At 32.7% G+C, this 15018-nt stretch carries 11 protein-coding genes; 6 read left to right on the top strand and 5 right to left on the bottom strand.

The window, feature by feature from the left end:
* Positions 1-442: 442 nt before the first annotated feature.
* From uvrA to RYL55_RS06775, 3 genes are all read right to left on the bottom strand, one after another.
* The gene (gene uvrA / locus RYL55_RS06785; RefSeq protein WP_315008202.1) at positions 443-3265 is read right to left on the bottom strand and encodes an excinuclease ABC subunit UvrA; all 2823 of its coding nucleotides are present in this window, start codon (positions 3263-3265) and stop codon (positions 443-445) included.
* Positions 3266-3370: 105 nt separating this feature from the next.
* A complete protein-coding gene (locus RYL55_RS06780; protein ID WP_315008201.1) occupies positions 3371-4345 on the bottom strand; it encodes a Fic family protein in 975 nt (324 codons plus the stop codon).
* A 158-nt stretch (positions 4346-4503) separates the two neighbouring features.
* The gene (locus RYL55_RS06775) at positions 4504-5265 is read right to left on the bottom strand and encodes an exodeoxyribonuclease III (protein ID WP_314404700.1); all 762 of its coding nucleotides are present in this window, start codon (positions 5263-5265) and stop codon (positions 4504-4506) included.
* A 325-nt stretch (positions 5266-5590) separates the two neighbouring features.
* Between RYL55_RS06775 and RYL55_RS06770 the strand changes: the two genes are divergently transcribed.
* Together RYL55_RS06770 and RYL55_RS06765 are read left to right on the top strand one after the other, a co-directional pair.
* Positions 5591-7807 (top strand): hypothetical protein, encoded by a 2217-nt coding sequence (locus tag RYL55_RS06770; RefSeq protein ID WP_315008200.1) that lies wholly within the window; start codon positions 5591-5593, stop codon positions 7805-7807.
* A gap of 9 nt (positions 7808-7816) precedes the next feature.
* The gene (locus RYL55_RS06765) at positions 7817-8461 is read left to right on the top strand and encodes an ABC transporter ATP-binding protein (protein ID WP_315008199.1); all 645 of its coding nucleotides are present in this window, start codon (positions 7817-7819) and stop codon (positions 8459-8461) included.
* Positions 8462-8631: 170 nt separating this feature from the next.
* On the opposite strand, the gene RYL55_RS06760 is transcribed toward RYL55_RS06765, so the two are convergent.
* On the bottom strand, positions 8632-9846 hold the full coding sequence (locus RYL55_RS06760; RefSeq protein WP_315008198.1) for a HAMP domain-containing sensor histidine kinase: 1215 nt from the start codon (positions 9844-9846) through the stop codon (positions 8632-8634).
* On the bottom strand, positions 9803-10498 hold the full coding sequence (locus RYL55_RS06755; RefSeq protein WP_315008197.1) for a response regulator transcription factor: 696 nt from the start codon (positions 10496-10498) through the stop codon (positions 9803-9805). The genes RYL55_RS06760 and RYL55_RS06755 overlap by 44 nt, the downstream gene beginning before the upstream one ends.
* 185 nt (positions 10499-10683) lie before the next feature.
* Here RYL55_RS06755 and RYL55_RS06750 point away from each other — a divergent pair, with 185 nt between their 5' ends.
* The 4 genes from RYL55_RS06750 (at position 10684) to purR (ending at position 14947) form a co-directional block, all read left to right on the top strand.
* Positions 10684-11508, top strand: a complete 825-nt coding sequence (locus tag RYL55_RS06750; RefSeq protein WP_315008196.1) for a lipoate--protein ligase family protein — start codon at positions 10684-10686, stop codon at positions 11506-11508.
* Positions 11509-11543: 35 nt separating this feature from the next.
* A complete protein-coding gene (locus tag RYL55_RS06745; protein WP_315008195.1) occupies positions 11544-12896 on the top strand; it encodes an HD domain-containing protein in 1353 nt (450 codons plus the stop codon).
* 130 nt (positions 12897-13026) lie between these two features.
* Positions 13027-13845 (top strand): sugar-phosphatase, encoded by an 819-nt coding sequence (gene yidA, locus RYL55_RS06740; protein ID WP_315008194.1) that lies wholly within the window; start codon positions 13027-13029, stop codon positions 13843-13845.
* A 262-nt stretch (positions 13846-14107) separates the two neighbouring features.
* Positions 14108-14947: a pur operon repressor gene (purR, locus tag RYL55_RS06735; RefSeq protein WP_315008193.1), complete on the top strand. Its 840-nt coding sequence runs from the start codon at positions 14108-14110 to the stop codon at positions 14945-14947.
* Positions 14948-15018: the final 71 nt, after the last annotated feature.

Raw genomic sequence — 15018 nt, 5'->3', positions numbered from 1 at the left:
TGATATAGTTTGAAACTATATCTCTGTTTTAAACAAAAGAAAAAGACTTGAGACAAATGCCTCAAATCCTTTGTGTATCTTGTTTTATAGCTGTATTTTAGTTAGACTGGTAAAACGCGTTATTAGTAATTCTTATAAGTGACTATGACTTGTTATTAGAAAAGACTGGATTGACTACAAGCATCCCTAATAATAAAGTTGTCGACAATCCCGCAATAATTTGATGTTTCAAATTTTTACGTGCCATATTTCCATCCCCTTTAAATTTGATACCTCTATTCTAGCACTGAGATATTTTTATGTAAACGCTTTAAATATTGATTTTACCAAACTTTCACGGAATTCTTATCTATCTACCGTCTTTTCTCATAATCCATTAGTTTTTAATACGAAAAAAAACTTTAGAAACTACTTCTTCCATAATTCCTAAAGTCTTTCATTCTCATTGTTTCAATACTTTCTTCAAATATTGACCTGTAAAGCTTCCTTCAACTTGAGCTACTTCTTCAGGTGTTCCAGTAGCGATAACTAGTCCTCCACCACTTCCACCTTCTGGTCCCATATCAATAATGTAATCCGCCGTTTTAATCACATCTAAATTATGTTCAATCACTAAAACTGTATTTCCTGATTCTACTAATCGGTTCAAGACTTCTAATAATCGAGCAATATCATCTGTATGAAGCCCTGTCGTTGGCTCATCTAATACATAAAAGGTATTCCCTGTAGACACTCTTTGCAGTTCACTCGCTAATTTCATTCGTTGCGCTTCTCCACCCGATAAAGTTGTAGCAGATTGCCCTAAAGTCACATAGCCTAAACCAACATCTTTAATTGTTTGAAGTTTTCGCTTAATTTTTGGAACAGCTTGGAAAAATTCTACCGCATCATCTACCGTCATTTCTAATATTTCTGCAATACTTTTTCCTTTATATTTAACTTCCAATGTTTCTGAATTATAACGACTACCATGGCAAATTTCACACGGAACATATACATCTGGTAGGAAATGCATTTCAATTTTTAAAATACCGTCCCCCTTACACGCTTCGCATCGTCCACCTTTGACATTGAAACTAAAACGTCCTTTTTTATAGCCACGTAATTTCGCTTCATTTGTAGTGGCAAATAAGTCACGAATATCATCGAATACACTTGTGTAAGTTGCTGGATTACTTCTTGGAGTACGACCAATTGGGCTTTGATCGATATCAATGATTTTATCTAATCCTTCATATCCTTCAATCGATTTAAAGGCTCCTGGTTTTTCTTTTGATTTTGAAATTTCTCTTGCTAGAGCTTTTTTCAATACTCCATTGACAAGAGAACTCTTTCCAGAACCTGAAACCCCTGTAACGGCTACTAATCTTCCTAAAGGAATATCCACGTTAACAGATTTTAAGTTATTTTCACTGGCTCCTTTTAAGCGAATCCACCCTTTATCTTCTGTTCTACGTTCCGTTGGAACGGCAATTGATTTTTTTCCTGATAAATATTGACCCGTCAATGAGTTTGGATTTTTTTCCACTTCTTTTGGCGTTCCAGCAGCAATAATTTGTCCACCAAATTCTCCTGCTCCTGGTCCGATATCAATTAAGTAATCCGCTGCTCTCATCGTGTCTTCATCATGTTCGACTACAATTAATGTATTTCCTAAATCACGCATATTTTGTAATGATTGAATTAATCGATCATTGTCTCTTTGATGCAATCCAATCGATGGCTCATCTAAAATATATAACACTCCTGATAAATTCGATCCAATTTGAGTCGCTAAACGAATCCGTTGCGCTTCTCCCCCTGATAAAGTTCCTGCTGCACGGCTAAGGTTTAAATATTGTAAACCAACATTTTTCAAGAATGTTAAACGAGATTGCACTTCTTTTAAAATAGGAGCAGCAATTTGTTCATCTTGTGGAGATAACGTTAAGTCTTTGAAAAATTTAATTTCTTCATCAACGGATAGTTCTAACACTTCACTAATATGTTTATGATTCACTTTTACCGCTAATGCCTGTTCATTTAAACGATGTCCATGACAAGCTTTACACGATAATTCCGTCATATATTGACGCATTTGTTCTCTAGTATAATCGCTATTTGTCTCATGGTAACGGCGTTTCACATTGACAATGACTCCTTCAAAAGGTACATCCACATCTCGAACGCCACCAAATTCATTTTCATAATGGAAATGGAAAGTGGCATCTCCAGAACCATATAACACTAAATTTTTCTGAGACTGTGTTAATTTTTCAAAAGGTAAATCCATTGGAACTTTAAACTGCTCACAAAATTGACGTAGCATCTCTGGATAATAGTTCGAACTAATCGGATTCCAAGGCGCTAATGCTCCTTCATTTAATGTTTTTTCTTTATCTGGAATGACTAAATCGATATCCACTTCTAATTTCATTCCTAATCCATCACATTCCGGACAAGCTCCAAAAGGTGCATTGAATGAAAATAGACGTGGCTCTAATTCTCCAATCGTAAATCCACAATGAGGACAAGCATAGTGCTCACTAAATAAGATTTCTTCTTGCCCAATGACATCGACAATCGCATAGCCTTCTGCTAAACGAAGTGCTGCTTCTAATGAATCGAATAATCTTGAACGGCTCTTATCCGATACAATAATACGGTCGACAACAATTTCAATGGAATGTTTTTTGTTTTTTTCTAATGAAATTTCATCCGTTGTCTCCATCATTTCGCCATCTACTCGAATACGAATATAGCCATCTTTTTGAATCGATTCGAAAACCTTTTTATGTTCTCCTTTTTTCCCTTTTACAATCGGAGCTAAAATTTGAATTTTTGTTCTTTCTGGCAATTCCATTACACGATTCACCATTTGTTCAATCGACTGACTTTCAATTAGAGTGCCGTCATTTGGACAATACGGTTTTCCTACACGTGCATATAATAATCTCAAGTAATCATTAATTTCCGTTACTGTTCCGACAGTTGAACGAGGATTACGAGAAGTTGTTTTTTGGTCAATCGCAATTGCTGGACTTAATCCATCAATACTATCGACATCTGGTTTATCCATTTGCCCTAAAAATTGTCTTGCATAAGCTGATAAACTCTCTACATATCTTCTTTGCCCTTCTGCATATAATGTATCAAAAGCTAGTGAACTCTTCCCTGAACCTGATAATCCTGTAATTACTACTAATTGATCTCTAGGGATTGTTACATCAATATTTTTTAAATTATGGGAGCGTGCTCCACGAACGATAATCTGATCTTTCGCCATTCCATCTTCCTCTATTTCTATTTTAAAATCAAAAACTCTGCCCTTAGGCGTTCACCTTAGTATAGCATAGTTTCTTTTACATTTCGAACAAACGTTCTTTTTCGGTTATACAAGATAGTACAATCGATTTTTTGTAGTTCCTGTTTTCTTTAGTAATCCTATTTCTACATATTTTTTCAAATATCTTCTCACACTAGCTCCACTCATTCCTAATAATTCCTGGGCTTGATAAGCACTAACAGATTGATGCGCTTTTAAATAAGTTTCTAATACTCGATAATATTCTTTTTCCTTTACAGTTAAATGAATAACGAAATTTTCCACTACAGAAGCAGTTTCTCCATAAGACTCTAATGTTTGAAGAATAGCTTGCAACATAAATTCAATAAAATACGTAGCATCATTTTCTCGATTACTTTTGCTTAAAGCATCATAGTAACCTTGTTGATGATTATAAATAACAGATTCTATTGGTAGCCATTCAAATAAGGAATTCCACTTACTTAAAATTAAACTTTGCCATAACCGTCCCATTCTACCATTTCCATCTTCAAACGGATGAATAATTTCTAATTCAAAATAAATCACACATGACTTAACAATAGGAGAAATCGTACTATTCTTTCCCCAATCAAACAACTCTTGAATCAATGATCCAACAAACTGTGCTCTAGCACCTATATGCACGACTCTACCATTCGAATCATAAATTCCTACATCTCCCAATCGAAATTTACCCGGAAGTTTGACTAACCCCTGCATGAGTAAGTGATGCGCTAATAAAAAATCATTGATTTCATATGGATCCATTTTAAATACCTGTTCATAAGCTTCATAAGCATTTTGAACTTCATGAATATCTTTTTGTGGGCCTAATACTCTCTTCCCTTCAATAATATCGGTAACTTGTTCTAGCGTTAATGAATTATTTTCAATCGCTAATGAAGATTGAATAGAACGAATCCGATTTTCTTTTCGTAAATGCAATTCTCTTTTTTCAAATGATAATTGTGTTGATTTTTCAGATATTTCTTGTACCAAATTCAATATTTTCTCTGTAATACGGTAATGGGGTGTCATCAATATGCGCTCCCTTCTTTTCTGTTTGTATCAGTATATCATAAATGAGCAAATTTTGAGCAGAATGTGAGCAGATTATGAGCAGATTCCTACTCAACAAAAAAGTCTGAATCTTCATAGTCCCTCCCTATCAAAATTCAGACATTTTTTGTAAACTCTTAGATTATTTCCATCTCCACTGGACAGTGGTCACTTCCGGTTACATCCGCACGAATTTTCACTTCTTGAATGCGAGAAGTTAACACTTCTGATACAACAAAATAGTCAATTCTCCATCCAATATTTCTTGCACGAGCGCCACCCATATAGCTCCACCAAGTATAAGCTCCTACTGTATCTGGATAACGATAACGGAACACATCTACTAAGCCATTCTCTACAATTTGATCAAATTTTTCACGCTCTTCTTTTGTAAATCCTGCATTTTTTGTATTTGTTTTTGGATTTGCCAAATCGATTTCCTTATGCGCAACATTCAAGTCTCCACAGAAAATAACAGGTTTTGTTTCTTCTAACTTTTTAATAAAAGCTAAAAAATCATCTTCCCACACTTGGCGATAACTTAAACGAGTTAAATCACGTTTCGCATTTGGCGTATAAACTGTCACTAAATAATAATCTGCATACTCTGCTGTAATGACACGTCCTTCTTGATCATGTTCTTCAATTCCTAATCCATATTGAACAGAAATCGGTTCTTCCTTTGTAAAAATAGCTGTTCCAGAATATCCTTTTTTCACTGCTGAATTCCAATAGGCATGATAGCCTGCAAATTCCATTCCTAAATCCACTTGTTCAGGTTGTGCCTTTGTTTCTTGTAAACATAAAACATCTGGTTGAGCTTCTAATACATATTCTTGTAAAGCCCCTTTATTTAAAACAGAACGAATTCCATTCACATTCCATGTTGTTAATTTCATACTTCTTCCTCCACATTCATTTTGTTCTATCATAACAATTTTATAAAATGATGACTAGCAAAAAGATACCGACCTCCAGCGGTTAGATTTTTAGTCTAACTTTTGGGGTCGGTATTTCAAAAATATTTCTTTCCAAAGTCCAAGCCACCACTTGAACGTAAGCGGTTAACATTTTATAATGTAGACAAAGAGAGATAATTAAAAATAACACAAAATAAATTGCTTATGCTTCACAGTTTGTAGGAAACTCTAAAGCTAGAGCATATCGGGATTGTAAATAGTTATATTTGAATATTTTCTATTAATAGTTCATTTAGGAGGCACTATGAAAAGTATTTTTAACAATAATTTATTAAAATATTTAACTTGTATTATGATATTACTAAATAGTGTTTTATTTTCATTAGTGGCAACTTTTTACATGGATATAGCATATTTTAATAAATTAAGTATGTATCCATCTTCCGCTTTATACATTCAATTGAAAACGATACCAGAAGAAAAAGCAGACTCTACGTATAAATTTTTAAATGAATATGCAGAACAAAATGGATTGTTTTATATTAGGAAAGATTTTTTGCTTAATACACATGGTGCAGTTAATGGTGCTTTGTTTAGTATTGACGGAGATATAAAATCTAATAAAGCTAAGTTAACACTTGATTTTTTAGGGCAAAATATTACTAATTCAAATAAATTAGAGAAATTATTAGTTGCAAAAGATGAAAATGCAACTTTGGGTATATCTGAAACTACATTAAATAGTATTGATAATATTCCACGTTTTAAATTCGGAGAAAATATAGTCTTTAAAAAGTTATCAAATACAATTAGAGAAACAAAAACTATTAATGGTGAATACAGAATTCTGGGATTAGATAATTCAAAAAAAATAGAATTTTTAGAAGGACTCAGTAAAGTGAGTGGTGTTGATAGTTCCGTTTTTTTTGATGGTAAATCTGGATATTTTCTAGATCATGGATTGAATGAAATAATAATAGTTGGTATGTTTGTGATTAGCAATTTAGTATTATTATCGTTACTTATTGTAATAACGATAAAGTATTTGCCTAATTTAGGTAAACTTATTTTACTAGGATGGTCAAGAAAATATTTTGCTATTAAGTTATATCAACCGTTAATTTATACGGCTCTGTTATCTATTTTTTTATTCATACCCTATGGATTAGTTTTAACGGATATTACTTTCAACTCCATTTTTTTTATTAGTTTAATGCTTGGGATAGGAATACTTCATTTTATAATCATTAGTATTTTATTATTAATAGCATCCCTTTTTATCTTCTTAATTTCAGCAATAAATGCAGTAAGAGAAAGAATACCAAGAAGAAAATATATGATTGTTGCAGTATTGGTGTATTTTATTTTTAATATCTTCTTAATTGTAGGAAGTGTATATATAGATAGCCCCTACCAAGAAGTCCAAAAAAATATAGAAATCTCTAAAAACTGGAATAAGGTTTCTGACTATAAAATTTTAAAAAATATTAGTGTTGGAAATGATCAAGCTAGTTTTAACAGGCAATCAAAAGAGTTTTTTAGAGATTTTTATAACTGGTACAAAGAAATTTCAGATGATAACGATGTAAATATCATAAACACTTCATTTATTTCCAAGGATATGCTAAAGAAGTATAAATTAAATGAAGTTTATAAATCTGTTCCTAACGAAGAATTTTGGGAATTGACGGTATCTCCTAATTATTTAAAAAAGATTGGTATAAAAATTGAAGATTCAGTTATAGAAAATGCTAAGCGAGGAACTAGAACTTATTTAATTCCAGAAAATAAAGCAGATAATGAAATTAAACTGTTAAAAGAAATGCTCATCGAAAAAGATACTAAAAATATTAGATCAGATGATATTAAAACTAGTTTTAATGAAAATAAAGAATTTGAATTTTTAAAATATCAATTTAATCAAGAAGTATTTTCATTTAGTACGAAATCAGTAGATAAACTTATGATTAAAGATCCAATCATATTAGTCATTACTCCTGAGAATATGATCTATAGAGAGACAGAAAGTTTAATAGCTATTGGTTTAGAAAATTCTTACATTAAACTTGAAGGGGAAGCTGAAGCGAAGTATTTAAGCCAAGAATACTTATCAAAATTTAATTTAAATGATAACTATATAGAGTTTGCTACAATTCGTTTATTTGTTGATGGAATACAAAAAGATTTATGGTTAACGATACAATTATTTTTGGGAGCTTTAATTGCTATTACATTTATCGTGATTATTTTATTGGTTAGCATCATAACCATTTTTCAGAATGCGTATAAAGAAAAAATATCTGTTAAGAAATTCTTGGGATATAGCAATTTTAACATATACAAAATCCCGCTACTGTTAACAACTTTTGTGGTAACCTTAGACATTGTAACTGTTATACTTTTTCATAGTAAAGTTGGCATAGTATTTATGATAGTTCTTGGTTTAATACAACTTGTTATATTTTATAAGATTATGATAAGTAATCAAATGAAAAAACTAAATCTATTTTTAAAATCATAGGAGGGGAATATGAATATACTAGAATTAAAAAATGTTTCTAAAAGTTATAATGGCAGAAAAATTATTGATAATTTCACTATTTCTATTCCTGAAAAATCAATTGTATCTATCATAGGTAAGTCTGGCTCTGGAAAGAGTACAATATTAAACATGATTGGAATGCTCGAAAAAGTTGATAGTGGTGAAATTAAAATAAATGGAAAAAAATTGCCTTCTATCAACAGTTCCTTAGCAATGAAATTGAGAAGAGACAGTATTAATTATTTATTTCAATCGTTTGCTTTAATCAATGATATAAAAGTTGTTGATAATTTACTAATTGCTATGGAATTTTTAGATATCTCAAAAAAAGAAAAAATCCATCTAATAGATAATGTTCTAAATGAGTTGGATATATTTGATTTAAAAACTAAAATTGTAAATACATTATCTGGGGGAGAACAACAAAGAGTAGCTATTGCTAGATGTATTTTAAAACCAGGAAACTTAATTTTAGCTGATGAACCTACAGGTTCTCTTGATCCCATTATGTCTGAAAAAGTATTTAACTTAATAAAAAATTTACGAGATAAATATGGGAAAACTATCATTATTGTTACTCATGATATGAATTTAGCCAATAAGACTGATAAAATTATAAATCTTAATTTTTAATATTGTAGTATTATGATGAAAAATTATTTTTTATCTTTCAATACTTAAATATAAATTCTTTGCAGTATTATTTTATTTAGTGTTTAGACATAACTATCATTTCTATACTTTGATTTCGTTGACTTAAGTATACTAGATAGTTATGTCTTTTTGTTGTACTTCATTTCTCTCTAAACATCCGCATCATTCGGCAAGCAAATATAAAAACTAATCACTTCTCCGACGGATTCAGCTAACATTCTCCCGCCATGACTTCGAACAATATTATCGGCAATGGCTAAACCTAAGCCTGTTCCACCTGTTTCTTTCGAACGAGAGCCTTCTGCACGATAGAAACGACTAAATAAATGCTCCAACACTTCTTTGGAGATAGGTTCTCCAATATTACGAACAGCAATGGTTACAATATCTTTTTGTTCCAATACTTCTATCGTAATCTTCGTATTTTCACGACCATATTTAATGGCATTTGACAGTAAGTTATGAATGACACGCACCATTTTTTCAGCATCCATCTCCAAGACCATTTTTCTTTTTGGAGGAATCACTTCAATTGTCATTTGACGTTTTTGTGCTTCTAATTCAAAATCGGCTGCTACTTGTTCTAAGAAATTCGCTACTGGAATATCATTCAATCGCAATGGTGCTCCATTTGGACTTGTCGTTGTATATTCGAATAAATCATCTACTAATGCCTTCATTTGTTGCGCTTTATGATACGCAATTTCTGCATAACGCTTTGTTTCTTCAGGTGTTTTAGGCTTTCCATTAATGACTAATCCTAAATACCCAATAATAGACGTTAAAGGGGTACGAATATCATGAGAAACATTTGTAATCAATTCATCTTTTGATTTTTCAATCATCCGTTCATCTTCCATGGCGCTTACGGTTGAATCTACTAAACGGTTAATACTCGTCACTACTTTTCCCATATCTCCTGCTAATTGGAAAGGAATTCTTCGATCATAATCTCCTTGCGCAATTAAATGTAATTCCTCTAAAACATGAGACAATTGCATTTGATGATAACGGCGAATTAAACGCCAATAAGTAAATCCAATCGCAAAAATAATCGAACTAATAGAAAAAATATTTTTATACAAGCGGACTTCACTAGGAGCTACATTCCATGCTTGACGAATGGAACGACTACCATCTACAAAGTATCCAGGCGCATCTAGAAATTGATTCAACAATACTAAAGCTCCTAAATATAAGACAAAGACGATACAGAGTGTAATAATGCCTTCTAAAAATAATTCACTAATTTCCCGGGCTGTTAATTTCAATAGGGCAGCAGGTTTTTCCTCTCTAGCTGCCTTTTTTTGAAAAAATTTGCTATTTACTTTCAATTTTATAGCCAACTCCCCATACGGTTTCAATAACCTTATCTCCACCTGTTGCTTCAGCAATCTTGTCACGTAAATGACTGACGTGAACCATTACAGTTTTAGTAGAGACAATACTTTCTTGTTGCCATACCGTTTCAAAAATTTCATCTGCACTAAATACTTTATTAGGGTGACTTGCTAGTAAGAATAAAATTCCAAACTCTAACACGGTTAATTGAATTTCTAAGCCATCTAATGTTGTTACTTGATGAGAGCCTTTATTAATTAATAATGGGCCAATCGTAATTTCTTCAGCACTTTCACTTTCTTTTGTTAAAGCTGAAGTTCTACGTAATAATGATTTTACACGTGCAATCACTTCTAATGGATTAAATGGTTTCGTTACATAGTCATCTGCCCCATTTGTCAATCCTTGAATTTTATCAATATCGGTTGATTTGGCACTTAATAATAAAATCGGTAAAGTATCATTCGTTTTACGAATTTCATGCACAACAGAAATTCCATCTAATCGTGGCATCATAATATCTAAAATCACCATATCAATATCTGAATAAGCTTGAAGTTTCTCCAATGCTTGTTTTCCATCATAAGCTTTTACAATATCAAATTTTTCATTTCTTAAATAAATCGATAATAATTCAACAATCTCGCGATCGTCATCTACGACTAAAATTTTCATAAAAATCCCTCTTTTCGTATTCTTTTCAACTTTATCCTACTCAATCTACAACAAAAACTCCACCATTTCTTTAAAATCTTGAAAATTCTTTAATAATTTGGCAAAAAAATCGCTTCTTTATGCCTGAATACACGTTTTTTTGCTATAATGTAAGTGTATTCCTTATTTATTGGAAAGGATTTTTTATGATACAAACACCTATTACAAATCAACAAGTACAATTACTAGAAACGATTGTCTCTTCATCAGAACAAATGCAAGATTATTTTGTTCCATTTGCAGTGGATGAATCTATCTTACATCATTTGGTACAATTCCCAGCAGAAACGTTTCTACATTTTTGGGAAATGGAAGATACAGTCATTTTAGGAATGACAGATACTAAAACACCCTATTTAGAAGAGGGAGTTGCTTTATTAAAACAACGAAACTACACACCAGTTGTTCGTCATGCTGGAGGCTTAGCCGTTGTTAGTAACTCAGGCGTTTTAAATATTAGTTTATTATTTTCTAGACAAAATGCAACGATTACTCAAGTCTATGAATGGATGCAAGAACTCATCACACGTGCCTTTCCAGAAGCCATTGGAGAAAAAGAAATCCTAGCCTTTGAAGTGAGCGATTCCTATTGTCCAGGAGACTATGATTTAAGTATCCAAGGGAAAAAATTCGCTGGAATCGCGCAAAGACGTTTCAAAAATTCCATTTGTGTCTCTATTTATCTTAGCATTAATGGAGATCAAGAAGAACGTGGAAACTTAATCCATGATTTTTATGAAGAAAGTATTAAGGGAGAAGAAACACGTTGGCATTATCCAACTATCAATGCAGATAGTATGGCAAATGTATCGCAATTATTAGACTTAACACTAACGGTTCAAGAAGTCAAAGAACGCATTTTAACAGCTCTATTAGATGGGCAATGTGAATTATTAGAGTCAGAAATTAATTTTACAACTGAAGCAAGTTACCAAAAAGCCATGGATCGTTTAAACCTTCGAAAAGTTTAACGGTAAATCCAGACAATATAAGGAGGAAAAGATTGATGTATATTGAAGAACTATCCCGTGAAAAAGTATTACGTGACCCTGTTCATGATTACATTCACATTCAACACCGTGTAATTTTAGACTTAATTAACAGCCGAGAAATGCAACGATTACGTCGAATTAAACAAACAGGCGCTTCTATGTTCACCTTCCATACGGCTGAACATTCCCGCTTTTCTCATTCATTAGGCGTCTATGAAATTGCTAGAAGAATTTGTGACAAATTTGTTCGTAACTACCCTTCTACAACCCCAGAAGATGGATTATGGGATGACTCTAACCGCCTTGTTGTCCTATGTGCAGCTCTATTACATGATATCGGACATGGCCCTTATTCTCATGCTTTTGAGAAAATTTTCGATACAAATCATGAACAAATTACGATTGATATTATTTTGTCACCAGACACAGAAGTGAACAAAATTTTAAAAACAGTCTCTCCTATTTTCCCAGAAGAAGTAGCCAGTGTCATTCAAAAGAAACATCCTAACCCACAAGTCGTTCAATTAATTTCTAGTCAAATTGATGCTGACCGTATGGATTACTTACTACGAGATGCTTATTTCACAGGAGTAAACTATGGAACCTTTGATTTAACGCGTATTTTACGTGTGATTCGTCCTTATAAAGGTGGGATTGCCTTTAACTTCTCAGGAATGCATGCCGTAGAAGATTATGTCGTTAGCCGTTATCAAATGTATATGCAAGTTTATTTCCATCCAGTATCAAGAGGTATGGAAGTGGTGTTAAATCACTTATTAAAACGTGCTACTGAATGTTATCATTCAACGACTAATCCATTAAAATATACCGCCTCTTTCTTAAAACCATTTTTTGAAAAAAATTGGACATTAGAAGACTATCTACGTCTAGACGACAGTGTATTAAACACTTATTTTGCTCATTGGCAAATTGAAGACGATGCGATTTTAAGTGATTTAGCCGATCGTTTTATTAATCGTAGACCATTTAAATCCGTGCCATTTAACCCTGTCAATGACGTGGCAACAATTGAACGTATGAAAGAACTAGTACAAAATGTTGGTTATAATACCGAGTATTATACTGCGATTAATAATAGTTATGATTTACCATATGATTTCTATCGTCCAGATTCAGTGAAACCAAGAACGCAAATTGAATTAATGGAACGAAATGGAAATATGGTCGAATTATCTATTGTTAGTTCGATAGTATCTGCTATTTCAGGAAGAGTTCGTGGAGATGAACGCTTATACTTCCCTAGAGAAATGTTTGCAGAAGGAACATCAGAATTATTTAGCGAAGATTATCAAGAATTCCAAGCATTAGCTTCAAAACTTGATGTCTACTCAAATCAAATGAAATAATATTACAAAGACTTTTCTAAACTAGCGAACTCACCATAGAATTCAGCTACGAAGAAAAGTCTTTTGTACTTTTTCATTCAGTTGTGAAATATGTTATAATAACAACGATACAAAATAAAGGAGACTAACTATGATTAAATTAATTGCCATTGATATAGATGGAACTTTGATTAACTCAAAACACGAAATTACTCCTCGTGTTCATGCAGCATTAACAAAAGCAAAAGAACAAGGTGTCTATGTTGTTCTTTGTACAGGACGTCCACTTCCAGGCGTTCAAGGATATTTAAAAGAATTAAACTTAATTAATGATCGTGATTTTGTCGTTACTTATAATGGTTCACTTGTTCAAAAAACAGGAACTGGAGAAAGTTTAGTACGCTTTGGAATGACGATGGATGATTTTAAACAAATGGATGATTACCATCAACAATACGGCGTTCACTATCACGTAATCGATGAAAAAAATATTTATGTAACAACTCCAGATATTGGAAAATACTCTTATATGGAACGTGACCTTGTTGGTATGCCAATTGTACAACAAACACTGGATCAATTTGATCCAAATGCTACTTTTTCAAAAATGATGTTCGTAGATGAACCAGAAATTTTAGAAAATCTTATTCCAAATTTAAGTGACTCATTCAAAGAAAACCATAATATCGTTCGTAGTATGCCTGTTTACTTAGAAGTCCTACACCCACAAGCAAGTAAAGGACATGCAGTCGCTAAACTAGCAGAACTATTAGGATTAGATGCCAGCGAAGTCATGTGTATCGGAGATCAAGAAAACGATAGAGATATGATTGAGTATGCAGGAATGGGCGTTGCAATGGGAAATGCGATTGATGAAATTAAAGCACTCGCAAACTTCATTACAACAAGCTGTGATGAAGATGGCGTTGCAGTAGCTGTAGAAACTCACGTATTAAATACGGAGAATTAATTCTAAGACGAAGAAAAATAACACAAAAACCCAAAGAAGATTTTACACTCCTTTGGGTTTTCTACTTTTACAACAACATAACAAAACAATTCACTAAATACGATAATTTAATAAGATTTTAGAAAGAAATATCTAATTTTAACGAATATTCGTCTTTTTTTTAGTTGTAATTTTCGTAATTTTCTGTATAATAGTTTTACTGAAGCAATCTTCAGCCAGAGCGAGCTTAAAAGCTTTGATTCAATTTAAAGGAGGCTAACCAATGAAATTAAAAAGAAGCGAACGTTTAATCGATATGACACAACGATTACTCGATAATCCTCACACATTGATTTCATTAACAAGTTTTACAGATTTATACCAATCTGCAAAGTCTTCCATCAGCGAAGACATTGCTATTATTAAACGCACCTTTGAAATTCAAGGAATTGGAGTCGTCAATACACTCCCAGGAGCTGCTGGAGGCGTGATTTTCACTCCAAAAATCAAGAAAGAACAAGCATTAGAAGCTGCACAAAAAATTTGTGACCAAATGAATGACTCTACTCGTCTACTTCCTGGTGGATATATTTACTTATCTGATTTATTAGGAAAACCAGACGTTCTTCATCACTTAGGAAAAATGATTGCTTCTGCCTACGAAGATAAGAAAGTTGATGTCATTATGACTGTAGCAACAAAAGGCGTTCCAATTGCCCAAACAGTTGCCAATTATTTAAATGTACCATTTGTTATCGTTCGCCGTGATTCGAAAATTACAGAAGGAGCCACTGTCAGCATTAATTACGTATCTGGTTCTTCTTCTCGTGTTGAAAAAATGGAATTATCTAAACGTACTCTTCCAAGTGGATCGAATGTACTCATTGTCGACGACTTCCTAAAAGCCGGTGGTACCATCAATGGGATGAGAAGTCTGATCCAAGAATTCGATTCTCAAGCAGTAGGTGCTGTCGTTTTCTGTGAATCAGGAGTTTCAGGACATCAATTAGAAGACTATTCTTCTATCATTCGTATCACAGAAATCAACACTGAAAACCAACACATCAAAGCAGAACTCGGTAACTTCTTCGATACACATACATTTTTAGAAGAAACACATTAATGAAACATTAACTCAAAATAACAGAAAAAAACTTTCCTTGAATAGCAAGGTCGCCAGCAGCCAGCAAATGC

It is taken from the genome of uncultured Granulicatella sp. (assembly GCF_963515615.1).
Classification (GTDB): Bacteria; Bacillota; Bacilli; order Lactobacillales; family Aerococcaceae; genus Granulicatella.
This window is presented reverse-complemented; position numbering and strand designations above follow the sequence as displayed.

What these genes read in the sequence shown, in the direction of transcription:
- yidA (WP_315008194.1), top strand. Translation starts at nt 13,027, where the DNA reads ATGATTAAATTAATTGCCATTGATATAGATGGAACTTTGATTAACTCA.
- RYL55_RS06775 (WP_314404700.1), bottom strand. Translation starts at nt 5,265, where the DNA reads ATGAAATTAACAACATGGAATGTGAATGGAATTCGTTCTGTTTTAAAT.
- RYL55_RS06780 (WP_315008201.1), bottom strand. Translation starts at nt 4,345, where the DNA reads ATGACACCCCATTACCGTATTACAGAGAAAATATTGAATTTGGTACAA.
- RYL55_RS06765 (WP_315008199.1), top strand. Translation starts at nt 7,817, where the DNA reads ATGAATATACTAGAATTAAAAAATGTTTCTAAAAGTTATAATGGCAGA.
- purR (WP_315008193.1), top strand. Translation starts at nt 14,108, where the DNA reads ATGAAATTAAAAAGAAGCGAACGTTTAATCGATATGACACAACGATTA.
- RYL55_RS06770 (WP_315008200.1), top strand. Translation starts at nt 5,591, where the DNA reads ATGAAAAGTATTTTTAACAATAATTTATTAAAATATTTAACTTGTATT.
- uvrA (WP_315008202.1), bottom strand. Translation starts at nt 3,265, where the DNA reads ATGGCGAAAGATCAGATTATCGTTCGTGGAGCACGCTCCCATAATTTA.
- RYL55_RS06755 (WP_315008197.1), bottom strand. Translation starts at nt 10,498, where the DNA reads ATGAAAATTTTAGTCGTAGATGACGATCGCGAGATTGTTGAATTATTA.
- RYL55_RS06750 (WP_315008196.1), top strand. Translation starts at nt 10,684, where the DNA reads ATGATACAAACACCTATTACAAATCAACAAGTACAATTACTAGAAACG.
- RYL55_RS06745 (WP_315008195.1), top strand. Translation starts at nt 11,544, where the DNA reads ATGTATATTGAAGAACTATCCCGTGAAAAAGTATTACGTGACCCTGTT.